Below are 25,737 nucleotides of genomic sequence, written 5' to 3' on the forward strand. Positions count from 1 at the left end.
GCTACCTCAGCCCGATGGAGTTCGAGGCCCGCGCTATGCTAGCTTAACCTGCTGTCCACGAAACCGGCAGCAGCTCAACCCTTCGGATCGCGCCTGAAAAGGCCGATGCCTTCGAGCAGGCCGTAAACGAGGCACGCCCGCTCTTCCTGGCGACCCCGGACTGCACTTCGTTCCGGCTCGACCGAGTGATCGAGGAGCCTGGGACCTACCTGCTGGTCGTAGGCTGGACCTCGGTTGAGGCGCATATGCTCACCTTCCGCGCCTCGGAAGGCTTCCAGCGCTGGCGCGAGCTGGCGGGGCCGTTCCTCAGCGAGCCGCCCGAGGTCGTGCACACGGCCCAAACGGTCTGATCAGAAGACACCGGGCAGGGCCTTGCGATCGCGGGCCCGCCCGAGATGCGCGTCCATGAGACGCGCCGCCGACTCGCCGTCCCTGTCGTCGAGCGCATCGAGAATGGCCAGATGCTCCCGGTTCCTGCCAAGCGCCTGGTCGGTCCTCTCGGCGAGCCGGTACTCGACCAGCCGACGCAGCTGGTTCAGCTTGCGCACCGTCGGCAGTAGGAAGCGGTTGCCCGACAGGCCAGCGAGCGTTTCGTGAAACTCCGAGTTCGCCTCGAAGAGATCGAGGCGTCCCAGCGAACTCCACCCCTCGTCTCGCACGAACTCCTGCCGCCGCCGCAGCTCCGCGAGAACCTCGCGGTCGAAGCGGAAATTCGGATGACGCAGCCCGTCGGCCTCGATCCTCTGGCGGAATTCATAGCTCTCGCGGTAAGCCTCAACGGAATCGATGAGTGCGGCGAAGCTCCAGCCACGTCCGTCGTTGCGTTCGATCCATCCCTCGGTCGCGATGCGGGTCAGCACCCGGCGCAGCTGCGGTCGGCTCACCGCGAAGCGGCGCATCAGCGCGTCTTCGCTCACTCGGTCAGACAGCGCCCCGTCCATCTTCTGCGCCGCGATCCCCAGGTAAAGCGCCTCGTCGGTCATTCCCTCGGCGCTCGGCAGCGCCACGCAAGCGGCGTTGCGCGGGTCCGCGAGAAAATACCCTCGCCGCGGTATGCGCTTCAGTACGCCCTGCGTCTCGAGATGCGCCAGCGCAGACCTGATCGGCTTTCGCGAAGTGCCGAACAACGCTTGAAGACCGACTTCAGTCAGATGGGTGCCTTCTGCAAGGTTGGAGGTCCTGATGTGACGCAGGATGCGTTCGGACAGGCTGCGGTGCAGGTCATTCATGGGTAGATGGCCACTCGAAGAGATTGCCACCTACCCTATCTTGCATTCCCGGGGGGATGAAGCCCGCATCGACATCGCCTCATAGGCCGCATCCGGCACCCAGATCGCAGTCTGTTCACCTGCCGGAGCAGGTTCGCCAGCATCAACGCGTCACAGCGGTTGTTCTTCACCCGATCGCCCGCGTTCACCGGGTTGAGCGAGGTCGCGACCATGATGCAATTATGTCCCATCTCAACAAGTTGACGATTGAGACAGTAGCCGCAAGGCCCCTCTTCATAGGAGAAATGCTAGCGACGGCCACCAGCGGACAGCTTCTCAACAAGCTTTCGGATGTGATCCGGGCGGTGCGCGATCATGCCTCAGTGGCGCCCCTCACCGCCACGCTATCACTGTGAGACCGCAACCGTTAACGCCGCCTTGTGGACAACCAGCCCGATGAACCTGCGATCCTGCACGTGTTATCTCCCCCCTTCCTGAGGCCCGACGCCAGATCATCCGGCGTAACCCTTGAACTGAGAATGCCGCTGGAGAGGCCAACGGCCCAGTCATCTCACAACGCGATCATGGGGTATAGGGACCGGATGGGCCGCGTATGGACGACGATCTTGATCAATTGGCCCGAATGATTCAGCAGATTGACCCTTTCCACGCGACCGCCCCGGATCCTGTAGGAGGCTGCAGCCAAGCTCAGGCGCCCGGGGCGGCGCGGTACCGGCGGGCCATCTCGTCGAGCGGCAGGCAAGCAACCCCGGGCGCCCTTCCAGCCGCGCCAAACCGCTCGAACCGGTCGCGGCACAGGACGGCCATCGCCGAACGACCCTCGCCCAGATATCGACGTGGGTCGAATTCGGCCGGATCGCGCAATAGGACGCGCCGGATAGCGCCGGTCAACGCTAACCGTAAGTCAGTATCGATATTCACCTTGCGAACACCCAGCTGAATGCAGGCCTCAATCTCCTCCAGTGGCACGCCGAAGGTCGGCCGCAATGCACCACCGTTCGCATTGATGATTTCCTGCAGATCGTCGGGCACTGACGACGCCCCATGCAACACCAAATGCATGTGCGGCAAGCGGGCATGGATCTCAGCCAGACGGGCAACGGCCAAAGTTTCGCCATCGGGCTTGCGGCTGAACTTGTACGCTCCGTGCGATGTACCGATGGCGATAGCGAGAGCGTCGACTCCGGTATCGGCCACGAAGGATGCGGCCTCATCGGGCTTGGTCAGCAGATGATCACGGGTGAGCAGGCCCTCGAATCCATGACCGTCCTCAGCCTCGCCGTGGCCGGTTTCCAAAGATCCCAGATGCCCGATCTCGCCTTCCACCGAGGCGCCGACCATATGCGCTATGCGTACCGTCTCGCGGGTGACCGCTGCGTTATACGAATAATCGCCGAGGGTCTTGCCGTCCTCGCGCAGCGTGCCGTCCATCATCACCGAGGTGAAGCCGTGGCGGATTGCAGAGACGCATGTGGCTACGGAATTCCCATGATCCTGATGCATGCAGACAGGCACGCGAGGATAGACCTCGGTCGCGGCGCGGATCAGATGGGCCAACACCACATCGCCCGCGTACGCCCGCGCGCCCCGGCTGGCCTGCAGGATCACAGGCGCCTCTACCGCGTCCGCGGCCTGCATGATTGCTTGCATTTGCTCCATATTGTTCACGTTGAAGGCGGGAATGGCATAGGTATGCTCGGCCGCATGGTCGAGAAGTTCGCGCAGGGAAACGAGGGGCATCTGTCAGCTTTCCGAAAATAGGGAGCGGAGGGTTTCGACACTGTCACGCGCGCCTAGCACCACACCCACCTTTTGGTGGAGATCGGTCACTGGGAGGGATAAAAGGTCGTGGCGACCGTCCGTAGCAGCGGCTCCAGCGGCGCGCATCAGGAAGGCAATGGGATTTGCCTCATACACGAGCCGCAGGCGCCCATGCCCATGATTGTCTGCAGGATATAGAAACACCCCCCCACGCAGCAGCACACGGTGGATATCGGCAACCATGGAGGCAGTCCAGCGCAGATTGCAGCCCTGACCACCGGCCTCAACCGCAGTGAAGGCGTCGGAAACGAAACGCGCGACGGGCGCAGGCCAATTGCTGTGGCGGGAAGCGTTTACGGCGATTTCGCGCGCCTTGTGAGCGATACGCAGGTCCGAGTGTGTGCAACGAAACTGACTGGTATCGGGTTCGAGGCAGAAGCCGTCGACCCAATCGGTCATACCTAGCACCAACTCGGTCACTGGGCCGTAAAGGGCATAGCCAGCGATTAACTGGTTCATACCGGTGAGGGCGGCGGGAAGGGTATCAGGCTCGATGCCTTCCGGCAGGCGGAAAATGGAAAAAATCGAGCCTACGACCATGCCTACTTCGATGTTGGACGACCCATCCAGCGGGTCAAAGCAAACCACCAAGTCTCCCCCTCGCGGGGGCTTTAGCCAATGCGCTTTGTCGCGTTCCTCGGAAACCAGCGCGGCGATGCCCGGGAAGGCCTCGAGATGATTCTCGAAGATCGCGTCAGCCAGTAGGTCCAGCGGCTTCTGCAAGTCGCCATTGGCGTTGGCACTACCCGATGGTGACATATGGCGACGAAAGGCGCTGCGGCGCAAAGCGTCAGCAACAGTCAGGCAAGCTTGCGAAAGGGCCTCAACCACGGGAACAATCGCAGGTTCGGCGACGCAACGCCTTACGAGAACCTCGCGCAGGGTTTCAGTGTTCAACGTCATTCTCCCCTAAAAGATATTGGTTTTTAGAGTTTATAAAGTCAAAATGTCAAGCTGAATGCTTGCGGCCATTCCGATAGCCGAGAACCGGTTCAAAATTGAAGTGCAGTCCTGTCCACCGGTCGCCGACCCGGGCGACACACAAAAAAGAGTAAAGATATATCCAATAATCCGTCAAGTTTGAACTTCAAAGTTCAGGAATTCGGGGCGAGTTCACAAGATTGAGCGTGCTCGGACGAAGAGGGCGCAACTTGTTGCAAATTGAACTTTTAGATATATAAGAACAAAATGCCCCAACGCTAGAGTGAACCCGAATGACCCCACTTGCACAGCATTTTGCCCCGCATGGCCTGCTCCGCATCGCGCTGAACCACGGCAATCGAATCCTTGTCAGCCGCGATAGGGAGGGCAGAGCGCAAGGAATCAGCGTAGATCTCGCCCAAGCGCTTGCAGCCCATTTGGACCTGCCGCTGGCATTTCAGCATTATGAGCGCGCGGTCGATGTCTCGGCCAGCGCCACCGAAGACGCCTGGGATGTCTGCTTTCTGGCTGTCGACCCGGAACGGGCGCGTACCATTGCCTTTACCGACCCCTATGTGAAAATCGAGGGCAGCTATCTGGCGGGCGCCGATTGTCCCGCGGGCGATGCGGTGGAACTGATCGCCGCCGGGTTGCCGGTAGGCAGCGTGGTCGGCAGCGCCTATACGCTGACCCTGCAACGCCTGCCCGGCGCCGACCATCTGGTGCTTTATCCGGATATTTTCGCGGCACTCGACTCGCTGGACCGGGGACAGGTCGCGGCCATCGCCGGGATCCGCGCCGTGATGGAGAAAGAGGCGGTCCTGCGCCCCGGGACCCGCGTGCTGGAGCCGGCTTTCATGGAAATCCGGCAGGCAATGGCGATGCCGCAAGGGCGCCCCGAGGCTTCTGCGGCGCTGGCGGCATTTCTGGCGGATCTGGCGCGACGCGGCGTCACCGGCGATATTCTCGAGGCGCATGGGGTGGACCGCAGCTGCGCCCTGACCCCAGCCTGATGCCCGGGGCGGCGCCACTACGGGCGCCCTCCCCTGAAGCGCTGCGCCGATCAAAGTGTCAGACGCCGGATCGGTGCCCCAGCCTGCCAGGCCGCGATCGCCTCGACGGTTTGCCGATAGAACAGGGCCCAAGTCGTGGCGCTCACATAGCCCAGATGCGGGGTCAACAGCAGCCGGGGACCAAATTCAGCTGCCGCTGCCCGCCAAGGATCCGCCACAGGTATAGGTTCCTCCTCGAACACGTCAATCGCAGCCTGCGCCTCTGGATGCTGCGCGAGCCAGTCAAACAACGCGGCGCGGTCGACCAAACCGGCCCGCGAGGTATTAACGAACAGTGCATTCGGCGGCAACGCGGAAAAGACCGCCGCATCGATCAGACCGACGCTGCGGTCCGACAGCACCATATGCAGTGACAGCACGTCCGTTTCCGCCGCCAGCTCGGTCAGGCTCGGCGCGCAGCGCACCCCGATTTCTGCCGCGCGTTCCGAGGTCAAGTTCGGCGACCAGGCCGCGACCTCGGCGCCAAAGGCCTGCGCCAGACGCGCCACCTGCCCCCCAACCTGCCCGAGGCCAACAAGCCGATCCGCAACCCGGCCATGTCGCGGCCAAGTGCCGCCTGAAACCCGCCCGTCGCCAGATGCGCCGCATTGACGCCAAGCGCCCGGTTCTGCGCCAAGATCAACGCCAGGGTCAGCTCGGCGGTCGTCGTCTTGCGCGATTGCGTGCCGCAAACCACGATGCCCCGCGCCTCGGCCGCCGCAAGATCAATCGCCAGATTGCGCGCGCCGGTTGTCACCACCAGCCGCAGCGCGGGCAGTGCATTAAGCAGCGCGGCCGACAGCGGCATTCGCTCACGCATCACACAGAGCACGGTAAAAGGCGCGAGCACAGTGACGAGATCCGCTGCGGGGATCGGGTCACGAAATACCGTCACCTCGGCGCAAAGGCTACTCCAATCAGCAGCTTCGCGAGCCGCGCCCGCCCAGTCATCCAACACCGCAATCTTCATCGCATCCTCCTGTCTCATCGGCGCCAAACGGCAAAAGGGGGCGCCGCAGCGCCCCCGATCATTCGGTTCAATTGCGATTTACTCGCTGGCGGAAATTTCTTGCAACCGCACCATGACGGCATCACCGACCAGATCGGTTCCAAGATCCTTCCAGACCGGCTTCATCGCCTCGACCCAGACGGCCCGATCTTCGGGGCTGAGCTTGTTAAGCTTGGTGCCTTCGGACGCCATAAACTCCAGATCGCCCTGATTGATCTTCACCGCCTCGGCAACGTTCCAGTCTGTTGCCGCCTGCAGGGCCGCCTTGAACTCGTCGCGCAGGTCTTCGGGCATGCCATCCCACCACTGCTTGTTGGCGCCGACAAGATAGAAGGAATACTGGTGATCGGTCAGCGTCAGCTGGTCAATGAATTGATAGGTCGAGGAACCGCGCCACGAATTCGGCGTCACCTCGGCCGCATCGATCACCCCCTGTTGCAGGGCGGTGGGCGCTTCGGACCAGTTGATCCCGACCGGGTTCGCCCCGACCGCTTCCCACGGTTCAACATAGATCGGCGCCGATTGCACCCGCACCTTCATTCCGGCAACATCGGTCGGCAGCAGCACCGGCTTGTCACCCTTGTAGCCGAGGTCGCGCGGACCGTTCATCCAGACCGCTACGATCTCGATGTTCTTTTCGGCAAGCTTCGGGAAGATCGCGTCGCGCACCACCGGATCCGAGGCCGCCGCCATCACCTTGGCGGGGGTATCGAGCATGAACGGCAGTTCCAGCGCCGCCACTTCCGGCGCGATCGACGAATAGACCCCGGCGGTCGGTGCGATCAGGCTGGCCGCGCCCAGCTGCACGCCCTGCACCTGGCTTTGCTGATCGAAAAGCGTGCCGGAATGATGCATTTCGACATCGATGCGGTCACCAAGGCGGCTTTTCAGCTCGGTGATCAGATGTTCGAAGGTCTGACCCTTCAGCCCCTTTTCATTGTTGTCGTTGGACAGGATCGCGGTCACTTCGGCAGCGGCGGCAGCTTGGGCCGCCAATGCCAGGGCAAGGCTCATCCCTGCCGCGCGCAATGTCTTGATCATCATGGTTCTCCTCCTTGTTTACTTTTTTCGGGGCAGTCGGGCCGATCAGCGCATCAGGCCCGGCAGCGTCAGCGACAGCTCTGGCACGAAGGTGACGAGCATCAGGGTGACCACCGTGGCGATCATCCAGGGAATGGTTGCCTTGAACACCTCGATCACCGGCAGACCCGAGATCGACGAGGCGACGAAGAGGTTGATCCCCACCGGCGGCGTGATCAGGCCCAGCTCGATGTTCACCACCATGATGATGGCGAAATGCACCGGATCGATGCCCAAACTGTGGGCGGCGGGCATCAGGAGCGGCGCAAAAATCAGGATCGTCGGCACGCCCTCCAGGAAAAAGCCAACCACGACCAGCAAGAGGTTGACCGAGATCAGGAAGGTAGTGGGCGACAGCTGCAGGTGCAGCACCAGTTGCGCCATCTGCGCCGGCACGCCGACCTTGGTCAGGAAGTAGCCAAAGAGCAGCGCATTGGCGGTGATCCAGAAGATCATGCCCACCCGCGGGCCGGTTTCGGCGGTGACACGGATCACATCGCGGAACTTCAGTTCGCGGTAGATGAACCCGCCGATCAGGATCGCCAGCACCACTGATACCGCCGCGGCCTCGGTCGGGGTAAAGATCGCCCCGCCCTTCACGGCATGGCCAAAGAAGGTGAAATCCGGGAAGCCATAGATGCCGACCACGATGAACAGCGGCAGCGACAGCGCGGGCAGGCTGGTTTTCAGCGCGCGGCCCATTTCGGCGGCGCTGACCCGCGGCCGCACCGCGACCCCTTCGCGACCGGCCAGAAACCGCGCGGTCAGCATCAACAGCCCACCATAGACCAGCCCCGGCACCACGCCCGCCATGAACAGCGCCGGGATCGAGGTTTCGGTCACGAAGCCATAGAGCAGCAGCGGGATCGACGGCGGGATCAGAATGCCGATCGAGCCCGAGGTGGCCAGCGCGCCGATGGCGTAGCGCGGCGAATAGCCTTCCTTCAGCAGCGACGGGTAGAGGATGTTGCCGACGGCGGCGACGGTGGCAGGGCTCGACCCCGAGATCGCCGCGAAAAAGATGCAGGTCAGCACCGTGGTCATGCCGAGCCCGGCACGCAGATGCCCGACGCAGGCCTGTGCCAACCCGACCAGCCGCTGTACCAGCCCGCCCCGCTCCATCAGCCCGGCGGCCAGAAAGAAGAACGGAATCGCCATCAGGGTGAAGTGATTGAGATTGCCGAAGATTTTCTGCCCGACGATGCCTTGGGCAATGGGCGAGAAGAAGATCGAGGTCAGCACCGCCGAGCCCCCCAACGCCACCGCAATCGGTGCGCCGATCAGGACCAGCAGGAAGAAGGCGGAAATCAGGGCAACGGCGGTCATGCCTGGCTCCTCTCGTGATGCGTGCGGCCATCCATGCGCTCGGCAAAGACCCGGTCAGGTTCGAGCGCGGCCGGGTCGGACCAGAGCGCCCAGGCCACCAGGGCTTGCCGCAGGGCCATCAGGCCGGTGGCAATCGGGATGATCAGGAACGGATAGATGTCGGGAATGCCAAGTTCTGGATGGATGGATTGCACCATCCGCAGGAAGCCCGCGTAGAATACCGCGTCTTTCAGCACATAGATCGACAGACCAAAGGCCGCCGCCAGCGCCAGGACATTCAGCACGGCCCGCGGCCGCGCCGGCAGGATCTGCGCCAGCAGCTCGACCCGCGGATGCATGCCGTCACGCACCGCCCGCACAGCGCCGATCAGCATCGCCCAGACCAGGGCGATCACCAGCGCCGCTTCGAGCCAATGCAGGCCGGTGTTGAACACATAGCGCAGCACCACCTGCAGGAAGGCGAGCCCCAGCGCGCTGAGCGTCAGACCGACAATCAGCGCCGTCTCGATGCCCGACAGGATCCTGTCGAGCCGTTGAATGATGATCATGCGTCCTCCTCCTTGCCGCATGTACCGGGGGGATCAGTCCTGATGCGCGAACATCCGGGCGCCTCGGAACGGCAGCCGAACCCGCAGAATCGAGGATGTTTCCGCCTCGGTGATATAAAGGTCGCGCCCCTCGGGGCCGCCAAAGGCGCAGTTGGCGGTCAGGATGCCGCGCGGCGAGCGGATGCGGAACATCGGCTCTCCCAGTCGCGACATCACCCAGACCGTGCCCAATCCCATATGGCCGATGACCAGTTCGCCGCCCTCCCCCAGCGCCAGACCGTCCGGCCCCGCCAACCCGCCCGAAAGCTGGATGAAGGTGCCGCTCTTCGCGACGGTCTGGCCACCGGGGAGGAAGCGGACCCGCCAGACCGCATTCATGCGCGTCACGGCGAGGTAAAGCTGGCTTTCGGTCTCGTTCAGCACAAGACCGTTCGGGCTGGGGATATTGTCGATCAGGCAATTGAGCTGCCCCGCCGCCGACAGCCGGTAAAGCCGGCCGTAGGGCGCGTGCAGGCCGCTCTGGCCTTGATCAGTGAAATAGAGATCGCCGTTCGAGGCGAAATGCAGATCGTTCACGCCATGGAACCGTTCCAGCCCCGGCCGGGTCAGGAAGGGCTCCACCTTGCCGGTCACCGGATCCATCACCATGATCCCATGCGCGTGATCGGCGATGAAGATCCGGCCATCCTTGTGAATCTTCAGCCCGTTGGGCTCGCCGTCATATTGAGTGACGACCGAGAATTGCCCCGCCGGGTCGCATTTCAGGATCCGGCCATGGCAAATGTCTACACAATAGAGATTCCCGTCCCGATCGAATGACGGCCCCTCCAGAAACGCCCGAAACTTCTTGCCCGGATGCTGCACCGCAGCCCAATCCGAGCCCGCCTCGGGGCGCAATTCCTCGGGGATTTCCGCAAAAACTTCGGCCGTCAGTTCGGGGGGCGGTGCGAAGAACATGGCGACCTCTCGTTATTGCATTTGTAAATTAATAAAGCCAAACTTTGCCGCAAAGCAACGATAATGTTTGTGGAAAGCAAAAAATGATTAGTCATTCAGGACTCATCGATAGCCATGTTCATGTTTTCCTTACGGAAACGCATGGCTTCATCCCCAACCGCAGCTACACGCCCGGACGGGCGGATCTGGCGGATCTGGCCGCGCATCGCGCCCGAATCGGCGCATCCAAACTGGTGATCGTGCAGCCGAGCCCCTATGGCACCGACAATGCGGCGACGCTTGCCGCGGTGGCGGCACTTGGGCCAGATGCAAGGGCGATTGCAGTGATCGATCCGTTCGCTGCCACGGCTGACGACATCCGCGACCTGGCGGCGCAGGGCGTGGTGGGGATGCGTGCCAATCTCAAGACCGATGGCGTCGGCGACCTGACCGCCTGCGCGGCCTATCTGCGGGCGCTTGGGCGGATATTGGCGGGCAGCGATATGCTGATCGAGGTGTTCCTGCCGCTAGCGTCACTCTGCGCGCTGCGGCCGATCCTGGCCGATCTCGGCCGCCCGGTGATCCTCGATCATTTCGCCGGGCTGAAGACCAGCGCCCCGACCTTGGCCGAAGATCTGGCCGCGCTCGAAGATCTGCTGGCACTCCCCAACATCGTGCTGAAAGCCTCGGGCGCCTGTCGCGCAACCGATTATGCCGCGGATTGCCGCGCGTTGGATCCCATCGCGCCGCGGCTTTTTGCGGCGGCCCCCGGGCGAGTGATCTGGGGCAGCGACTGGCCGCATACCGGCAAATCCGCCGCGCGCAAGCAAAGGCCGGTGACCGAGATCGAGCCGTTCCTACCGATCGATGACCGGGCCGGGCTGGCCGATCTGCGCCGCTGGGCCGGGGACGCCGCGCAGTTGCGGGCGATCCTGCAGGACACGCCCTCGGCCCTGTTCAGTTTTTGACCGAATTGCGCAGGGTCGCCGTGTAGCGGAACGAGAACGGCTCCACATAATGCGATTCCCCATGCAGGATCACCTGCTCTGCGCTGTCGTAAAGCGTGTGCGAGCGGACCAGCAGCGGCGCGCCGGGTTCGACCCCAAGGTCACCGGCCTGCCGCTCGCTGGCCACCACCGCGCGCAACACCGCCTCGATCCGGCCAATCTCGATCCCCAGCCCGCGTTCGACCAGATCATGCGCGCCCTGCGTCTCTAGGTCGCTGACCGGCACACTCAGCACCACATCGGGCGAAAAATAGCGAATTTCCGAGCCGATACAGGCGTCTTCGACAAAGCGCAGCCGATAAAGGGCCAGAACCGGGGTGCCAATCGCCAGCCCCAGCTTTTCAGCCGCGCGCGGCGGCGCGGGCACTTTGGAAAACGACACCAGACGGTAGGTGACCCGGTCGCCCTTCACCGCCATCTCATTCTCAAATGATTGGATGTTATGGATGTCGAGATTGACGCGGATCCGCATGTCTTCCTCGACCCGGCAGGCATAGGTGCCACGCCCGGCGTAGCGGCGCACCATGCCTTCATGCACCAGCCGCGACATCACCGCCTGCACGGTGGAGCGGCTGACCGCAAATTCCGCGGCAAGCTCCTTTTCGGTGGGAAGCCGCTGCCCGGTACTGATCGCGCCGCCACGCAAACGCTCGATCAGGGTGCTGTAGATTTCCTGTTGAACAGACATCGTATCCGCTGAGCCGCTATCGGGCCAAATGTTTCATCATTTCGGAATATGTCTGGTCTTGCCGGGCAAGGTCAACGGCCATCTCTGAAAAATAGGGTCGGGGCGCCCCAATCAGGGGTGCCCCGGCTGCCATCCGGGCTCAGCGCTGGCCCTTGCTCCTTGCGAGGATGGCAGAAAGCACACCGCCCTGACGCAGCAGATCGACCTCTTGCAGGGTCTCGACCGCGACGCGGGCGGCGATGGCATCCCGGCGACCATCGGCGCGAACCAAGGTCAAGGTCAGGGCCTGACGCGGCACGAGGCGCGCGGCCTGGACGTCGATCTCGACCCGATCGCCGGCGCCGATCCCGGCCGAGGCGGGTCGGAAGTCGCCGGTGATCTCGACCGGCAGGATCCCCATGCCGATCAGGTTGGTACGGTGGATCCGTTCAAAGGAATTGGCGATCACCGCCCGCGCGCCCAGCAGCGCCACCCCCTTGGCCGCCCAGTCCCGGCTCGATCCCATGCCGTAGCGTTCGCCCGCAAGCAGCACCACCGGCGCCCCCGCCACCTCAAGCTCTGCCGCAGCCTCAAAGACCGGCAGACGGCGGCCATCGGCCAGTTCGGTCCAGGCGGGCGGCAGATCCGCCGCCAGATGGTTCCGCGCCAGCCGGTTGGTGAACAAGCCGCGCAGCATCACCTCCCAATTGCCGCGATACGAGGCGTAGACGTTCAGATCCGCCGGATCGCCACCGCGTTCGATCAGCCAGGCGCCTGCCGCGCTGTTCGGATCGATCCAGCCCGCAGGCGAGATATGGTCGGTGGTCATGTCATCGCCCAGCACCATCAGCGGCACCGCCTGATAGCGCCCGAGCCGGCATGCCTGCGGCACCATGGTGAAACGCGGGCGCCGCAGGTCGCGCGAGGCCGGATCCCAGGGGAAGCGCGGGGTTTCGGGGCAAGCAATCGCCGCCCAGGCCGGATTGCTTGCCGCCTCGGCGAAAGCCGCGGGCACATCCGCCGCGCGGAAGCCCTGCGCGAGCGCTTCGGAAATCTCGGCTTCGCTGGGCCAAAGATCGGCAAGCCGCACCGGCAGCCCGTCGGCCCGCTGCCCCAAAGGTTCGGTCAGGATATCACCGCAGATCGTGCCACGGATCGCATAGGCGATGACCAGCGGCGGCGAGGCAAGATAGCCCAGATCCAGTTTCGGATGCACCCGACCGGGGAAATTGCGGTTGCCCGACAGCACCGCGGCAATCGCCTTGCCCTCGGCCAGAGCGGCCTCGACCGGCGCGGGCAGCGGCCCCGAATTGCCGATGCAGGTGGTGCAGCCAAAGCCGACGATATCAAAGCCAAGCGCCGCCAGATCCTCGGCCAGACCGGCCCGGGCAAGATAGTCGCGCGCCGACGGCGATCCCGGCGCCAAGGAGGTCTTGACCCAGGGCGCGGCACTCAGCCCGGCGGCCCGTGCCTTCCGCGCCAAAAGCCCCGCCGCGATCAGGAGCCGCGGATCCGAGGTATTGGTGCAGCTGGTGATCGCCGCCACGCCGACGGCGCCATCCGGGACCGCCGCCGGGGCGTCAGGCGTCAGCGCGCGGCCCATCGCCGCCTCGACCCCGGCCCGCGCGTCGGCCGGGGCAATCCGGTCCTGCGGCCGCCGCGGCCCGGCAAGACAGGGCCCAAGACGCGTGAGATCAATCGCGATTTCACGGTCAAAATGCGGATGCGCGGCAGGATCGAACCAGAGCCCCAGCGCGCGGAATACCGGCTCCACCGCCGCCGTCAGGGACGCAGGTCGGGCGGTGCGGGTCAGATAGGCCACCACCTCTGCATCCACCGGGAAGAACCCGGTCGAGGCGCCATATTCCGGCGCCATGTTGGCCACGACCGAGCGCGCATCGGCGCTGAGCGTGGCCACACCGGAACCGAAAAACTCCACAAAGCTGCCGGTAACCCCCAGCGCGCGCAGATGATGCGTGACCTCGAGCGCGAGGTCCGTCGCGGTCGCTCCTGCGGGCAGCGCGCCGGTCAGCCGCACCCCGACCACCTCGGGCATCGCCAGTGAGGCCGCCTGGCCGAACATCACGCTTTCCGCCTCGAGCCCGCCGATGCCCCAGCCCATGACGCCGATACCGTTGATCATCGGCGTGTGACTGTCGGTACCCAAGAGCATATCGGGATGCGCGCTGCCATCCGGGTTCAGCACCAGCACCGTCGCCAACTGTTCAAGGTTGATCGTATGCATGATCCCGGTGCCGGGCGGGTTCACATGCACCCCGGCCATATTGGCCGAGGCCCATTTCATGAAGCCATAGCGTTCAGCATTACGGCCGATCTCGGTTCGGGCGTTGGCCTCGGCGGCGCCAGGGCGGGCGTAGATGTCCACCGCCAGCGAATGGTCGACCGAAACCTCGACCGGCAGCTGCGGGGTCAGGCGCGCCGGATCCTGCCCCGCCTCGGCCAGCGCATCGCGCAGCCCGGCAATATCGGCCAGCGCCGGGGTGCAGGTGGTATCATGCATCAAGATCCGGTTCGGGCGAAAGACGAATTCGAAATCCGTATTGCGCCCCGCAAGCCAGGCATCCAGCGCCGCGACCAACGGCCCGGCCGCTCCGGTTTCCCGGAGATGGTTTTCGGCCAGCAATCGCAGCACATGCGGCAGCCGGGGCAGCCGGTCCCCGAGGGCTGCGGTCAGATCGGTGTGGCGCCAGAGCGGCGGAGTATCGAGCGTCATGACGCGCTCCTTTGCAGTCGATGGATAAGGGCGGGGGCGAGCCCCAGGGAAAACAGAACCCGCAACAGGTGATGCAGGCCGACAAAGGCAACGTCGCGGTGCATGGCGATGGCAATCAGCGACATTTCCGCCAGACCGCCGGGTGCATAGGCCAGGGTGACCGCCAGCGGGTCGAACCCGGTGCTACGCGACAGCAGAAGTGCTGCCAGTAGCGCCAGTGCGATCTGGGTGCCCACCACCGCCAAAGCGGCGCCAAACACCCGGACCAGCGCCCCCAGCGACAGGTTCTGGAACCTTGCGCCGACATTCAGGCCGATCACCACCTGCATAATCTGGCTGACCGTGCCCGGCACCGCGAAATGCGTAAGCCCGCTCAGATGCAGCGCGGCACAGACGCCGGCGGGCACCACGATGAACGGCGCCGGGATCCGGGTGAAACGGTCTGCCGCCGCGCCCGCGACGATGCACAGCGCAAAATAGCCCCAGTCCAGCCCCGACATCGCCACCGGCGCTGCCGCACCGCCACGGGTGATGGTAATGCCATAGAACAGGGCGATCAGCGGCGGAATGATCAGGATCGACAGCGCGATCCGGATGGCATGGACCACCGCGACCCGGCTTTGATCGGCCCCCGCGCGTTCGCCCAGCAAGATCATCTCGGCAATGCCACCCGGCACCGAACAGAGCGCCGCATCGACCGGCGTGAAGCCGAAGGCCCGGCACAAGAGCCGGTAGTTCACCGCCCCCGCCACCGCCATCACCGCAAACATCGCCAGGATCGTGACCCACCATTCCGGGATCGACAGGATCACCGGCAGGGTGATCGAGGCGCCCAGCAAGGTCCCGACCGAGGCCTTGATCCAGGGCACCAGCACCACCGGCTGAATCGCCGGCAGCCGCGCGGCCGAAGCCCCGATCATGACCAGCATCGCGCCGATCAGCCAACCAAGCGGCACCCGCAGCTCGGCCAGAACCGCGCCCGCCGCTGTCGCCAGCGCCAGCGTGATCAAGGCCCGAACCCAGGCGGGTGCCCGGCTCATGCCAGCGGCACCGGACTGTAGAGCAGCCCATCGGCATCGGCATAAAGCCAGCCCCCCGGCGCGAAACGCACGCCACCAAAGGCGACCTCGGTGCCGACGATCCCCCAATCGCGCTTCACGCTCTTGACCGGGGTGGTGCCAAGCGCAAAGACACATTGCGCCATGCCGTCGATCTCGACCCGGTCCCGGATCGCCCCGTTGACCGCGATCCCGGCCCAGCCATTCGCGATCGACAGCTCGGCCAGCACATCGCCCAGCAGGGCCATGCGGCTTGATGCCCCGCCATCGACCACAAGGATCCGCCCCGCGCCGGGCTTTTCCAGCTCGGCCCGGACCAGGGTATTGTCCTCGAAGCATTTCACCGTCTGCACCGGCCCGGCACAAAACGGTTTCGCGCCGAATTTCTGCCAGGGCAGATCAACCAGGGTCAGCTTCGCGCCATGCGCGTCGTATAAATCGGCAGTTTTCATCATGGACCTCATATCGTGCCAAAGGTGGCCTTCAGATCGGCGACCTGAGCCTCGGTGAGCAGACGGGTTGGATGGCCGCGCAGGGCAACCAGCAAGCGCGCGGTTTCCTCCAGCTCTTCGGCGGCCGCGACAGCAGAGAACAGCGTGCGACCGCTGACCACCGGCCCGTGATTGGCCAAGAGCACCGCGGCATAACGGCCCTGCAACGCGCGGATCAGCGTGCCGGTCGCAGGATCGCCGGGCCGGGTATAGGGCAGCAGTTTCACCGTGCCCACGCGCATCACCACATAGGGGGTCAGCGGCGGCACGCAGTCCTCGGGGTCGGTATCGGCCAGACAGGACAGCGCGGTGGCCCAGGTCGAATGCAGATGCACCACCGCCCCCGCCTCAGGCCGGGTGTCATAGAACGCCTGATGCAGAAAGGTTTCCTTGGTCGGCTTGTCGCCCGCGACATGACGCCCCTCGAAATCGAGTTTCGAGATCCGCTCGGGGATCAGGTCGCCCAGCCGGACATTGGTCGGGCTCATCAAGATGCCGTCCTCAAGACGCACCGAGACATTGCCGGCAGTGCCGACCGAAAAGCCGCGTTCGAACAGCGACCGGCAGAGCCGCGCCATTTCGGCGCGGGCGGCGCCCTCGGCCGGAGAGATCGCGCCGCTCATGCCGCACCTGCCATGACGCGCAGCGCCTTTTCAAAGAAATCCGGCGCGCCAAAATTCCCCGATTTCAGCGCCATCGCCACCGGCGCATCCGCAGAGCCGACCGATAGCACCGGCACGCCCGGATCGATTTCGGGCCCAAGCGCCATCGCCTCGGCACCCTGCGCCGCGCAGACCGCCTGCGCCACCGCGCCCGAGGTTTCGCCCCCGGCGATCACCAGGCGCCGATAGCCCCGCTCCAGAAGCGCCCGCGCGGTATCGGCAAACAGCGCATCGAGCCGCGCCGCCACCGTTTCGCGACCAAAGCGGTCCTGGATCTGCCGCACGACCTCGGGCGCCCCCGAGGAATAGCAAAGCGGCGCGGTCTCCTGGTGACGCGCGATGAAGGCCAGCAGGGTTTCGGCAGTGACGGTGCCCGCCATCACCTGCGGCACATCGATCGCATAGACCGGATGGGTGCGGGCATAGTGATCGATCTGGCCGCGCGTCGCTCCGGAGCAGGACCCCGCGAGGATCGCCGCCGCGCCCGCGGCGGGCGTGAAGGCGCCGGTTCCGCCCTGCGCGGCCCCGGCACGGATGAAATTCCGCGGCAATCCCAGCGCGATACCGGAACCGCCAGTGACAAGGGGTACCCCGTCGAGCGCGGCGCCAATGGTCAAGAGATCAGCATCAGAGACCGCATCAACGATGCACAGCACCTGCCCCGCGCCGCCCGCGGCCGCCAAAGCGGCAGCAACAGCCGCCGCGCCACGCGCCACCACCGGCAGCGGCACGTGGCCCACCGGCCCGAGACATTGCCGCGCCAGGAAGCGCCGCAGATCCGGGTCGGTCATCGGCGTCAGCGGATGGTTCTGCATACCGCTTTCGCTCAGCAGCCGGTCCTGCACGAAAAGATGGCCCTGGTAGATGGTCCGGCCCACCGCCGGAAAGGCCGGGCAGGCCACCACCCCCGTCGCCCCCAGCGCCGCGGCCAGCGCTTCGCCGACCGGGCCGATATTGCCCGCAGGCGTGGAATCGAAGGTCGAGCAATATTTGAAGATGATCTGCTGGCAGCCCTGGGCTTTCAGCCAATGCAACGCCGCGACTGATTGCGCCACCGCTTCCTCAACCGGGGCCGAGCGCGACTTCAGCGCGATCACCCCCGCCTCGATGCCCGCCGGGGCCGGGCCGGAAGGCACGCCGGAGAATTGCGCGGTGCGCAGCCCGCCTTCGGGCAGGGTGCCGCGCGCCAGCGTATTGGCAATATCGCTCGCGCCGGTGAAATCATCTGCAATTACGCCAATCAGCATGGGGAACCTGTTAGTCTGGAGCCCTGCAGGCACGCCTTCAGCTTGGCGACAGCGGCGTCGGGGCTGGTCAAAAGGGGAATTTCGGTGGCGGTGGCAGCGGCGGGCCCGGCCGACGCCATGGAAAATTGCGCCAGCATAATCGCATCCGCCCCCACGACTGCGGCGGCCGCCAGGGCGATCAGCGCGTCATGGCGCGCGAGATCACCCGCCTGCAAAGCCGCCAGCGCGTCGGGCACGAACTCGGCCCGCAACCGGGCCGTCGAGCCGCGGCGCGCGGCTTCTTCTTCGAATTCGCGGGTCATCCCCGCCTCGGCGGGCGGGAAGGTGTAAAGCAAGACGATGTCACGCCCCGCCGCCAGTGCCGCCTCATACATCGCCTCATTCGGCTTCAAGACCGGCACCGGGCTTTGCGCCGCCGCCGCTTCGATGCCCACGCCAAAGGAGGAGCAGGTGAAAAGGATGCCATCGACCGACAGGCCTTCGGCATAGCGGCAAAGCTGGCCGATCCGGCCATCCAGCTCGGCGAGCGACGCCGCGCCGGACGCCCGGTCAAGCGACAGGCTTTCCTCAAGGATCGAGATCACCTGCGCCTCGGGCCAGTTCCGTTTCAGCGCGGTCTCGATCGGTTCGATCGCGACCCGCGTGGCATGGATCAGCGCGATGCGCGGCGCAATGGATGGGCTGTCGGTCATGAAAGACCCCAAATTGGCAGCAAGGGAAGGAGGCGAGGGGCGGCGCGTTCCACCCCCCGCAAGTCTTGTCGACCGATCAGGCAGCCCGAACCGCTTCAGCGACAAAACGGCCAAAAGCATCGGTGTTCACGCTGCCGCCGGTGTCGCGGGTGCGTTTGGCCGGATCGTCCAGCACCGCATCCACCGCTTGCGCGATGGCGGCACCAGCCTGCATCAGCTTGTCGATACCGCGCTGTTCACCCAGCCAGCTGAGCATCATCGCCGCCGACAGGATCAGCGAGGTCGGGTTGGCCACGTTCTTGCCCGCGATATCGGGGGCCGAACCGTGCTGGGCCTGGGCGCAGCACAGGCCGGTTTCGGCATTGGCGTTGATCGACCCGGCCAGACCCAGCGAGCCGGAGAGTTCCGAAGCGAGGTCGGACAGGATGTCGCCGTAGAAATTGGTGGTGACGACCACGTCATATTTCTCGGGCTGACGCACCAGCAGCGCGGCGAAAGCGTCAACGATCTTGTCGTCGGCCTCGACCTCAGGGAAGTCCTTCGCGACTTCGCGGAAGCATTCCAGGAACAGGCCATCGGTCATCAGGAAAGAGTTGGCCTTATGGATCGCCACCACTTTCTTTGTCCGCTGCATGGCAAGCTTGAACGCCTCTCGGCAGATCCGCATCGAGCCGTGGCGGGTGATCTTGCGCACCGACAGCGCCATGTCACGGTCGGGCATCATCTCGCCCACGCCGCGGAACATGTTGCGGTCGGGATAAAAGCCCTCGGTCGCCTCGCGCATGATCACCAGATCCATACCCGGTGCCTTGTTCGGCAGAAAGTCGCGGGACCGGGCGGGGCGCACATTGGCGTAGAGGTCAAGTCCGATGCGGAACCCGGCCGAGACATTGCGGCCGCCTTCGGCCACCGGCGGATAATCCATATGCGATTGGGTGCCGAGGATCACGCCGTCGAATTCGGTGCGGGCGCGGTCCAGCACCTCTTCGCGCAGGGTGATGCCGTGCTTTTTCAGCGAGGTAAAGCCGGATTCCTCTTCGTAGAAGGTCAGGCCCAGATCGAATTTCTGGTTCGCGGCCTCGACCACTTCGAGGGTGGCGGCCATGATTTCGGGACCGATGCCGTCACAGGGCAGCGTCATGATACGCATGGTATTCTCCGTGTCAGATTGGGGGAGGAAGGGGGACCCGACCGGACCTGCCGGTCGGGGAACGATCAGTCGCCTTCGGCCACTTCGGCAGCCGGACGGTTTGCAGAGATCTTCGACTTCAGGCGACGGCCGAGGATAATCGGCAGGACAAAGCCAACCACGACGATGATCCAGAGCACGATCGCCAGCGGGCTACCCAGCAGGATCGACCAATCACCATCCGAGATCGCCATGGCGCGGCGCAGGTTCACTTCCATCTCGTTGCCGAGCAGGATGCCCAAGATGATCGGCACCAACGGCACCTGCAGTTTGCGCAGCACCCAGCCGAGCAGGCCAAAGCCCACCATCATCATCAGATCGAAGCTCGAACGCGAAATGCCGTAGATCCCGACGAAGGAAATCATCGCCACCACCGGCATCAGAATCCGCGACGGGATCATGAGCACTCGCGAGAACAGTCCAACCATCGGGATATTCAGGATCAAGAGCATGGCATTGCCGATGAACAGCGCCGCAATCAAGCCCCAAACCACTTCCGGGTTACGTGTGAACAGAAGCGGCCCTGGGGTGATGTTCAGCGACAATAGCACCGCCAATAGAACCGCCGTGGTTCCGGACCCAGGCACACCGAGGGACAGCATCGGCACCAACGCCCCGCCGGCAGCTGCATTGTTGCCGACCTCCGGCGCGATCACACCACGCGGGTCACCCTTGCCAAAGGTCTCGCCTTTCGGATCGCTAACCATTTTCTCGACCGAATAGGACAGGAAAGAACCCAGCGAGGCCCCCGCCCCGGGCAGCACACCAGCCAAAAAGCCGATTACAGTCGAGCGGGCCATCGTCGGGATCGAGCGGCGCAGCAACCCGAAATCTGGCAACAGCCGACCGATCTGCGTGACTTTTGTACCACTCGCTCCACCGCCACGATGCTCTTCAAGGAAGACGAACACCTCCGACAGCGCAAACAAACCAACGATAGCTACAAGAAAGTCGATGCCGTCATAAAGATGCATCTCGCCAAACGTGAAACGCGGCACGCCGGTCTGTTCGTCAATGCCGATCATAGCGATGGCAAGGCCGAAGGCCGCGGCAAAGGCTGCCTTGGCCTGGTTCGTCGAGGACAGCCCGCCCAGAGTCGCGAAAGCCAAGGTGAACAGCGCGAAGTATTCCGCTGGGCCGAACAGGAGCGCGATCTTAACCAGCTGCGGCGCCAGAAACACCAGGCCCCAGGTTGCAAAGAAGCTGCCGACGAAAGAGGCAATGCCCGAGATCGATAGCGCCTGCCCGGCCTTGCCCTGCTGGGCCATTGGATAGCCGTCGAGACAGGTCATCATCGCCGGCTCATCGCCCGGAATGTTCAGGAGGATCGAGCTGATCCGCCCGCCATACATGCAACCGTAATAAACCGAGGTCAGCAGGATCAGTGCGGGCGTCGGCCCCAGACCCAGCGAAAAGGCGATGGGGATCAGGATGGCCACGCCATTGGCCGGTCCGAGCCCCGGCAGCGCGCCCATCAGCGTACCAAGGAAACTGCCGATCAGCGCCAGCGCCAGGTTCTGCCAGGTCATCGCGACTGCAAATCCGTCGGCAAGGGAATGAAGAGTGTCCATGATGGCGCCTCAAAAACCGAAGGGGCCCTTGGCCAGCGACAGACCAAGAACAAGGTGGAAGACGACATAGATGCCGATCGACGCGCCAACGCCGGTCATGACCGCGCCCAGTGGCCGCGAGCCGAGCCGCCAGCCCAGATAGGTGGTGGCACCGAAGGTGGCGATGATGAAACCCAGAACTGGCAGTAACTTGGCGTAAAGGAACATCACTGCCGCCGCGAAAAGGATCTCGGCAAAATTGGCGAAGTTCGGCCAATGCGGTTCATCATCCGGGCGCAGGATGAACACCAGCGAACACAGCGCCAGCGCGGTGCCGATGATATAGGGGAAAGTCCGCGAGCCGATGGCGTCGTCCATGAAACTGGTCGGGATGATCGAGGCGGCCCAGATATAGAAGGCAGCAAGCAAAAGCCCGACGCCGCCGAAGATGCGGTCGCTCATAGCGTCCTCATGTGTGAAAGAACGGGAACGGGAGGCGATGCAGCGCACCGCCCCCCGTGGCGATCACTGGATGATGCCGATTTCGCGCGAGATCTCGGTGATCTGGGCGATATTCTCGGCAATGAACTTGTCCATGTCAGCGCCGAAATTGTTGAAGGGGACGATCGAGGCCGCCTTCAGCGTATCCTGGAACGCCGGATCCTCGGTCATCTTCTTGATCGCATCCGACCAGAACGCCTTGGCGTCATCCGAGGCATCTTTCGGCATGTAAAGGCCGCGCCAGTTGGCGCCGATCACGTCATAGCCCTGTTCCTTGGCGGTCGGCACATCCGGGATATCCGGCAGACGCTCCGGCGACATGACCGCCAGCACCCGTACATCGCCCGATTCCATGAAGCCGCGGATTTCCGAGAAATCGCCCGAAACCGCATCGACCGAGCCCGACAGCAGGCCGGTCATCGCCTCACCCCCGCCCGAGAAGGCGATGTATTTCATGGCCTTGACGTCCTCGACGCCCGCCGCCTTGCCCAGCATCAGCGGCTTGAGGTGGTCATAGCCGCCCATCGCCGAACCACCCGCGAAGGAAACCGAGCGCGGGTCATTCAGCACCGCATCCATCAGTTCATTCAGCGTCTGGTATTTCGAGTCCTTGGCAACCGCGATGGCGCCATATTCGGTCCCGAAGGTGGCCAGCCAATGCACCTGATCCGGCGCGGCGCCCTGGAATTCACCCTGCGCGATCCGCGCGCTGGTCGAGTTCGACGCCGCGACGATCACGTTGTCATCTGCGTTATGCTCGCCCGTGATATAGGCAAAGGCCACACCGCCGCCACCGCCGGTCATGTTGGTGACCTGCATCATCCCGTCGAGTTCTTTGAGATCAAAGAGATATTTCGCAGTCGTGCGACAGATGAAATCCCAGCCGCCACCAGGCGCAGAAGGCGCGATACATTCCGGGTTTTCGGGCTTGAAATCGGCTGCGACGGCCGGCGCGGCGATGCCGCCACCGATCAGGGCCAGCACGAAGCCCACTGGGGCGATTTTCTTGATCACGGTGTCTCCTCCCAGAGTGTTTTAGGGGCGCGAATCCGCCCGAAACCATATTGCATATAAAAACACCAAAAGCCAATATGAATTCGAGCCCATGACTAAGCAGCTACTCATCCATCCAGATCTGCCGCCGAGTATTGCGCATAAGTATCTATTTTCATACGATTACTCAAAGAACCCCGCGACGCCGCCATCGCCGATCTTTCGTCCGGGTCGTGGATTTTTCAACGATAATAAACATCGCATACAATCCACTTGCATTTTCCAACGGGCTCGCCACAAGGTCATCGACGGCGACCCTGAAGGGGCTCGCGCAATGTGAACCCGCTAAACTAGGAGACGAAAAGGTGCTTTCGAACGAGCTCTCCGGCAAAATTTCGACCAGGCTGGCGCAGGACATCGTGGCGGGAGACATTGCTTTGGGGGCACATATCCGCACTCAACAGGTTGCAAATCGCTATAATGTGTCGCGAACGCCGGTGCGCGAAGCGCTGATCTTGTTGGAACAGATGGGTTTTCTGGTTCATCATCCCAATCGGGGCTACTTCGTTGCGGAAACGATCCCTAGTGAGGCGGTGGATGAATTGGTCGCTCAAGCGACACAGGAGCGAGACATTTACCAAAACTTCGCCGAGGATTGGCTAACGGACAGGTTGCCGGATGTCGTCACCGAGCAAGCGCTCAGACAGCGCTATAGCCTGACCAAAGCGGGCGTGCTTGAGATACTGGCTCGCGCCACCCGCGAAGGATGGGCAGAGCGCCGCGAAGGATACGGCTGGCATCTTCTGCCCGTCGCGAAAACCGCCGAAGCCTTTGACGAAATCTATCGGTTTCGCATGGCCATCGAACCCGCGGCGATGCTTGAACCCTCATTTGAGATTAACCGAACAGCCATCGCGGAATTGCGCCGCACGCAAGAGCGGATGATCGAGGGGGGGGTAGCCTCGATGCCGCAGGAACGCCTGCTATCAAACGGCTCCGATTTTCACGAAGAACTCATTCGGATGTCCAACAATCCCTTCTTCTTTAGCGCACTGCAACGGGTCAACCGAATGCGGCGGCTGATGGAATATCGCGCCAAGATCAACCGAGAACGACTGCTGGAACAATGCGGCGAGCATTTGGAGATCCTGTCGCTGCTGGAGCGTGGAGAGATCGCTGAGGCATCCTATTTCATGAGGCGTCACCTCGGCGGCGCGCTGAAACGAAAATCGCCAATCGCCTGGACTTGGTCAACGCAAGCGCGCGAGGTAATGCTGTCTCGTTGACTGAGCCAATGGGATGCACTGCCTTCCGACCAAACCGCATCTATTGTGGCGGACATGGGTGGAGAAAGGTGTGAACAGGCGTGCAATTTTGGCTCTGGCGCACATTGTGTGATGTTTGACAGCTCCACTCCTACATTTGGCGCAGATGCTGAAGGGGATGATCATCATGACACGGCGTTTCGACACCAAGTTGTTGCCTGAAGGGCTTCGCGCCACCGGATACAGCGTGGACGGCGCGACCCTCGCGATTGACGCAGAAATTATGGAGGCGGAAGTAATTTGTCCGGGCTGCGGGCAGCGGTCCTCCCGTCGGCATGGACGTTATGTCCGGCACCTGATGGATTTTCCAGCGCATGGTCGCGCCGTTCAGGTGCGCTTATCGGTGCGACGGTTCCGCTGTGTCGCGTCGCACTGTTCCATCACGACTTTCAGCGAGAAAGTCCCGGATTGCCTTGCGTGCCGTCATGGTCGTCGGACCGGGCGATTTCAGGACCTCGTCGCCTACCTCGGCCGCGCGATGGGCGGTCGGCCAGCCCAGGCACTTGGACGCCGACTGCGGTTCGGTGTGAGCAAGGATACCTTCCTCCGCGGGGCTGCGTCAGGTGCGCGGACCATGGGCTCTGAACCACGCGCCATCGGGATCGATGACTGGGCCTGGCGCAAGGGACAGCGCTATGGAACGCTGATCTGAGATCTCGAACGGCGGGCCGTCATCGACCTGCTGCCGGATCGCGAGCCAGCGACCGTCGCTGCCTGGCTGCGTCAGCATCCGCAGATCGAGGTCGTCGCGCGAGACCGGAACGGCGGATACAGGCAGGCGATTTCCGAAGCGCTTCCTGATGCGACCCAAGTTGCCGACCGTTGGCATCTCCTGCAGAACGCGAGCGATGTGTTTCTGGCCGCCGTCCGTCGAGCCATGCCCATCATAAGAAGAACGGTCTGCAGCGCTGAACTGGATCCCGGCACTCTGACGGCAGCGGAACGCCTGCAATTCGAAGGCTTTCAGCGGCGTCAGAAAACCAACGTGCTGATCCAGCGGATGGGGGCCGAAGGCGTGCCCATCAAGCGGATCGTCCGGGTCACTGGTCTGAGCCGGGGCTTGGTTCGGCGCGTCCTGCGCGGCGAACGGGAAGACGTTTTCCGGCTGCGCCAAAGCAGCCTGACACCTTGGTTCCCGCTGCTCGAACAGCATTGGCAGGACGGATGTCGCAATGGCGCCGAACTCTGGCGCCGGCTGCGAGCGCACGGATTCAAAGGAAGTCTCCGCGTGGTCGGCGAATGGGCCACGCGCCAGCGCCGAGCCGAGGCTGCCATCCCGCACGGCTCAGGCAAAAGTCCTCCGAGCCGCAAGATCGCCCGCATGATGACCTCTGGTCGGCACCACCTCTCGTTGACGGACAGCATATGCGTCGCGCAGATCGAACATGCTTTGCCGCAACTGGCGCAGGACCGTCGGCTCCTTGACGCCTTTACCTCCATGATCCGCAATGGCGAGGAGAGCGGGCTGGCAGCTTGGTTGGATCAAGCAAAGACGTCCGGACTGGCAGCCTTTGCGCGCGGACTCTCCGCCGATCTGGACGCGGTTGCGGCGGCGCTGCGCGAGCCTTGGTCCAACGGCCAGACAGAAGGCCAGATCAACAGGCTGAAGATGTTGAAACGGCAGATGTATGGCGCTGCAGGTATCGACCTTCTTCTGGCGCGCCTTCAGCATTCGGCATGACCGCGCCACAGAAATTGA

Annotated in this window: 24 protein-coding genes and 1 pseudogene; 5 read left to right on the forward strand and 20 right to left on the reverse strand. The window is 63.7% G+C overall.

Annotated elements, in window-relative coordinates; genetic code table 11:
* The first annotated feature begins 86 nt into the window (after nucleotides 1-86).
* Nucleotides 87-350, forward strand: a complete 264-nt coding sequence (locus tag ACEN2S_RS21055) for a putative quinol monooxygenase (protein WP_441870274.1) — start codon at nucleotides 87-89, stop codon at nucleotides 348-350.
* Here the strand turns inward: ACEN2S_RS21055 and ACEN2S_RS21060 are convergent, their stop codons facing one another.
* From ACEN2S_RS21060 to ACEN2S_RS21070, 3 genes are all read right to left on the reverse strand, one after another.
* Nucleotides 351-1,229, reverse strand: a complete 879-nt coding sequence (locus ACEN2S_RS21060; RefSeq protein ID WP_441870192.1) for a GntR family transcriptional regulator — start codon at nucleotides 1,227-1,229, stop codon at nucleotides 351-353.
* 687 nt (nucleotides 1,230-1,916) lie between these two features.
* Nucleotides 1,917-2,969, reverse strand: a complete 1,053-nt coding sequence (gene fba / locus ACEN2S_RS21065; protein ID WP_441870194.1) for a class II fructose-bisphosphate aldolase — start codon at nucleotides 2,967-2,969, stop codon at nucleotides 1,917-1,919.
* 3 nt (nucleotides 2,970-2,972) lie between these two features.
* Nucleotides 2,973-3,947 (reverse strand): class 1 fructose-bisphosphatase, encoded by a 975-nt coding sequence (locus tag ACEN2S_RS21070; protein ID WP_441870196.1) that lies wholly within the window; start codon nucleotides 3,945-3,947, stop codon nucleotides 2,973-2,975.
* A 317-nt stretch (nucleotides 3,948-4,264) separates the two neighbouring features.
* Here ACEN2S_RS21070 and ACEN2S_RS21075 point away from each other — a divergent pair, with 317 nt between their 5' ends.
* Nucleotides 4,265-4,984, forward strand: coding sequence for a transporter substrate-binding domain-containing protein (locus ACEN2S_RS21075; protein WP_441870198.1), 720 nt, complete (start codon nucleotides 4,265-4,267; stop codon nucleotides 4,982-4,984).
* Between the two features lie 50 nt (nucleotides 4,985-5,034).
* On the opposite strand, the gene ACEN2S_RS21080 is transcribed toward ACEN2S_RS21075, so the two are convergent.
* The 6 genes from ACEN2S_RS21080 to ACEN2S_RS21105 form a co-directional block, all read right to left on the reverse strand.
* Nucleotides 5,035-5,532: an NAD(P)-dependent oxidoreductase gene (locus ACEN2S_RS21080; RefSeq protein WP_441870200.1), complete on the reverse strand. Its 498-nt coding sequence runs from the start codon at nucleotides 5,530-5,532 to the stop codon at nucleotides 5,035-5,037.
* The gene (locus ACEN2S_RS21085) at nucleotides 5,475-5,993 is read right to left on the reverse strand and encodes a hypothetical protein (RefSeq protein ID WP_441870202.1); all 519 of its coding nucleotides are present in this window, start codon (nucleotides 5,991-5,993) and stop codon (nucleotides 5,475-5,477) included. The genes ACEN2S_RS21080 and ACEN2S_RS21085 overlap by 58 nt, the downstream gene beginning before the upstream one ends.
* 78 nt (nucleotides 5,994-6,071) lie before the next feature.
* Nucleotides 6,072-7,076: a TRAP transporter substrate-binding protein gene (locus tag ACEN2S_RS21090; RefSeq protein WP_441870204.1), complete on the reverse strand. Its 1,005-nt coding sequence runs from the start codon at nucleotides 7,074-7,076 to the stop codon at nucleotides 6,072-6,074.
* A 42-nt stretch (nucleotides 7,077-7,118) separates the two neighbouring features.
* On the reverse strand, nucleotides 7,119-8,438 hold the full coding sequence (locus tag ACEN2S_RS21095; protein ID WP_441870206.1) for a TRAP transporter large permease: 1,320 nt from the start codon (nucleotides 8,436-8,438) through the stop codon (nucleotides 7,119-7,121).
* A complete protein-coding gene (locus ACEN2S_RS21100; protein WP_441870208.1) occupies nucleotides 8,435-8,986 on the reverse strand; it encodes a TRAP transporter small permease in 552 nt (183 codons plus the stop codon). The genes ACEN2S_RS21095 and ACEN2S_RS21100 overlap by 4 nt, the downstream gene beginning before the upstream one ends.
* 33 nt (nucleotides 8,987-9,019) lie before the next feature.
* Nucleotides 9,020-9,943 (reverse strand): SMP-30/gluconolactonase/LRE family protein, encoded by a 924-nt coding sequence (locus ACEN2S_RS21105; protein WP_441870210.1) that lies wholly within the window; start codon nucleotides 9,941-9,943, stop codon nucleotides 9,020-9,022.
* Nucleotides 9,944-10,026: 83 nt separating this feature from the next.
* On the opposite strand from ACEN2S_RS21105, the gene ACEN2S_RS21110 reads away from it, so the two are divergent.
* The gene (locus tag ACEN2S_RS21110) at nucleotides 10,027-10,890 is read left to right on the forward strand and encodes an amidohydrolase family protein (RefSeq protein WP_441870212.1); all 864 of its coding nucleotides are present in this window, start codon (nucleotides 10,027-10,029) and stop codon (nucleotides 10,888-10,890) included.
* Here the strand turns inward: ACEN2S_RS21110 and ACEN2S_RS21115 are convergent.
* The 11 genes from ACEN2S_RS21115 to ACEN2S_RS21165 all read right to left on the reverse strand — a co-directional run bounded on the left by ACEN2S_RS21115 (nucleotide 10,880) and on the right by ACEN2S_RS21165 (nucleotide 22,734).
* The gene (locus tag ACEN2S_RS21115) at nucleotides 10,880-11,617 is read right to left on the reverse strand and encodes a GntR family transcriptional regulator (protein WP_441870214.1); all 738 of its coding nucleotides are present in this window, start codon (nucleotides 11,615-11,617) and stop codon (nucleotides 10,880-10,882) included. The two genes, ACEN2S_RS21110 and ACEN2S_RS21115, sit on opposite strands and share 11 nt — an antisense overlap.
* 139 nt (nucleotides 11,618-11,756) lie before the next feature.
* Nucleotides 11,757-14,330, reverse strand: a complete 2,574-nt coding sequence (gene acnA, locus ACEN2S_RS21120; RefSeq protein ID WP_441870216.1) for an aconitate hydratase AcnA — start codon at nucleotides 14,328-14,330, stop codon at nucleotides 11,757-11,759.
* The gene (locus ACEN2S_RS21125; RefSeq protein ID WP_441870218.1) at nucleotides 14,327-15,370 is read right to left on the reverse strand and encodes an AbrB family transcriptional regulator; all 1,044 of its coding nucleotides are present in this window, start codon (nucleotides 15,368-15,370) and stop codon (nucleotides 14,327-14,329) included. Before ACEN2S_RS21125 ends, acnA begins: the two co-directional genes overlap by 4 nt.
* Complete coding sequence (gene rraA / locus ACEN2S_RS21130; RefSeq protein WP_441870220.1) at nucleotides 15,367-15,840, reverse strand: ribonuclease E activity regulator RraA; 474 nt, start codon at nucleotides 15,838-15,840, stop codon at nucleotides 15,367-15,369. The genes ACEN2S_RS21125 and rraA overlap by 4 nt, the downstream gene beginning before the upstream one ends.
* Before the next feature lie 8 nt (nucleotides 15,841-15,848).
* Nucleotides 15,849-16,502, reverse strand: a complete 654-nt coding sequence (gene otnC, locus ACEN2S_RS21135; RefSeq protein WP_441870222.1) for a 3-oxo-tetronate 4-phosphate decarboxylase — start codon at nucleotides 16,500-16,502, stop codon at nucleotides 15,849-15,851.
* Nucleotides 16,499-17,788, reverse strand: coding sequence for a 3-oxo-tetronate kinase (gene otnK, locus ACEN2S_RS21140; protein WP_441870224.1), 1,290 nt, complete (start codon nucleotides 17,786-17,788; stop codon nucleotides 16,499-16,501). Before otnK ends, otnC begins: the two co-directional genes overlap by 4 nt.
* The gene (locus tag ACEN2S_RS21145; protein WP_441870226.1) at nucleotides 17,782-18,480 is read right to left on the reverse strand and encodes an aspartate/glutamate racemase family protein; all 699 of its coding nucleotides are present in this window, start codon (nucleotides 18,478-18,480) and stop codon (nucleotides 17,782-17,784) included. The genes otnK and ACEN2S_RS21145 overlap by 7 nt, the downstream gene beginning before the upstream one ends.
* A 76-nt stretch (nucleotides 18,481-18,556) precedes the next feature.
* Entirely contained in the window at nucleotides 18,557-19,630 is a 1,074-nt protein-coding gene (locus tag ACEN2S_RS21150; RefSeq protein WP_441870228.1) for an isocitrate/isopropylmalate dehydrogenase family protein, read from the reverse strand.
* A gap of 65 nt (nucleotides 19,631-19,695) precedes the next feature.
* The gene (locus ACEN2S_RS21155; protein WP_441870230.1) at nucleotides 19,696-21,240 is read right to left on the reverse strand and encodes a tripartite tricarboxylate transporter permease; all 1,545 of its coding nucleotides are present in this window, start codon (nucleotides 21,238-21,240) and stop codon (nucleotides 19,696-19,698) included.
* 9 nt (nucleotides 21,241-21,249) lie between these two features.
* Nucleotides 21,250-21,681 carry a tripartite tricarboxylate transporter TctB family protein gene (locus ACEN2S_RS21160; protein ID WP_441870232.1) on the reverse strand — a complete coding sequence of 144 codons (432 nt, stop codon included), beginning with the start codon at nucleotides 21,679-21,681 and terminating at the stop codon, nucleotides 21,250-21,252.
* 63 nt (nucleotides 21,682-21,744) lie between these two features.
* The gene (locus tag ACEN2S_RS21165; RefSeq protein ID WP_441870234.1) at nucleotides 21,745-22,734 is read right to left on the reverse strand and encodes a Bug family tripartite tricarboxylate transporter substrate binding protein; all 990 of its coding nucleotides are present in this window, start codon (nucleotides 22,732-22,734) and stop codon (nucleotides 21,745-21,747) included.
* Nucleotides 22,735-23,078: 344 nt separating this feature from the next.
* On the opposite strand from ACEN2S_RS21165, the gene ACEN2S_RS21170 reads away from it, so the two are divergent.
* Nucleotides 23,079-23,999, forward strand: coding sequence for a GntR family transcriptional regulator (locus ACEN2S_RS21170; RefSeq protein ID WP_441870236.1), 921 nt, complete (start codon nucleotides 23,079-23,081; stop codon nucleotides 23,997-23,999).
* 166 nt (nucleotides 24,000-24,165) lie between these two features.
* A pseudogene (locus ACEN2S_RS21175) lies at nucleotides 24,166-25,719 on the forward strand (ISL3 family transposase).
* Nucleotides 25,720-25,737: the final 18 nt, after the last annotated feature.

Source organism: Phaeovulum sp. W22_SRMD_FR3 (assembly GCF_052113705.1).
Lineage (GTDB): Bacteria > Pseudomonadota > Alphaproteobacteria > Rhodobacterales > Rhodobacteraceae > JBGQOG01.

Excerpts from the sequence above, each read along its gene's own strand:
- rraA (WP_441870220.1), bottom strand. The coding sequence starts at position 15,840 with ATGAAAACTGCCGATTTATACGACGCGCATGGCGCGAAGCTGACCCTG.
- ACEN2S_RS21095 (WP_441870206.1), bottom strand. The coding sequence starts at position 8,438 with ATGACCGCCGTTGCCCTGATTTCCGCCTTCTTCCTGCTGGTCCTGATC.
- ACEN2S_RS21115 (WP_441870214.1), bottom strand. The coding sequence starts at position 11,617 with ATGTCTGTTCAACAGGAAATCTACAGCACCCTGATCGAGCGTTTGCGT.
- ACEN2S_RS21150 (WP_441870228.1), bottom strand. The coding sequence starts at position 19,630 with ATGCGTATCATGACGCTGCCCTGTGACGGCATCGGTCCCGAAATCATG.
- ACEN2S_RS21085 (WP_441870202.1), bottom strand. The coding sequence starts at position 5,993 with ATGAAGATTGCGGTGTTGGATGACTGGGCGGGCGCGGCTCGCGAAGCT.
- ACEN2S_RS21075 (WP_441870198.1), top strand. The coding sequence starts at position 4,265 with ATGACCCCACTTGCACAGCATTTTGCCCCGCATGGCCTGCTCCGCATC.
- ACEN2S_RS21105 (WP_441870210.1), bottom strand. The coding sequence starts at position 9,943 with ATGTTCTTCGCACCGCCCCCCGAACTGACGGCCGAAGTTTTTGCGGAA.
- fba (WP_441870194.1), bottom strand. The coding sequence starts at position 2,969 with ATGCCCCTCGTTTCCCTGCGCGAACTTCTCGACCATGCGGCCGAGCAT.
- ACEN2S_RS21110 (WP_441870212.1), top strand. The coding sequence starts at position 10,027 with ATGATTAGTCATTCAGGACTCATCGATAGCCATGTTCATGTTTTCCTT.
- ACEN2S_RS21100 (WP_441870208.1), bottom strand. The coding sequence starts at position 8,986 with ATGATCATCATTCAACGGCTCGACAGGATCCTGTCGGGCATCGAGACG.
- otnC (WP_441870222.1), bottom strand. The coding sequence starts at position 16,502 with ATGAGCGGCGCGATCTCTCCGGCCGAGGGCGCCGCCCGCGCCGAAATG.
- ACEN2S_RS21160 (WP_441870232.1), bottom strand. The coding sequence starts at position 21,681 with ATGAGCGACCGCATCTTCGGCGGCGTCGGGCTTTTGCTTGCTGCCTTC.
- ACEN2S_RS21125 (WP_441870218.1), bottom strand. The coding sequence starts at position 15,370 with ATGAGCCGGGCACCCGCCTGGGTTCGGGCCTTGATCACGCTGGCGCTG.
- otnK (WP_441870224.1), bottom strand. The coding sequence starts at position 17,788 with ATGCTGATTGGCGTAATTGCAGATGATTTCACCGGCGCGAGCGATATT.
- ACEN2S_RS21145 (WP_441870226.1), bottom strand. The coding sequence starts at position 18,480 with ATGACCGACAGCCCATCCATTGCGCCGCGCATCGCGCTGATCCATGCC.
- ACEN2S_RS21090 (WP_441870204.1), bottom strand. The coding sequence starts at position 7,076 with ATGATGATCAAGACATTGCGCGCGGCAGGGATGAGCCTTGCCCTGGCA.
- ACEN2S_RS21060 (WP_441870192.1), bottom strand. The coding sequence starts at position 1,229 with ATGAATGACCTGCACCGCAGCCTGTCCGAACGCATCCTGCGTCACATC.
- acnA (WP_441870216.1), bottom strand. The coding sequence starts at position 14,330 with ATGACGCTCGATACTCCGCCGCTCTGGCGCCACACCGATCTGACCGCA.
- ACEN2S_RS21155 (WP_441870230.1), bottom strand. The coding sequence starts at position 21,240 with ATGGACACTCTTCATTCCCTTGCCGACGGATTTGCAGTCGCGATGACC.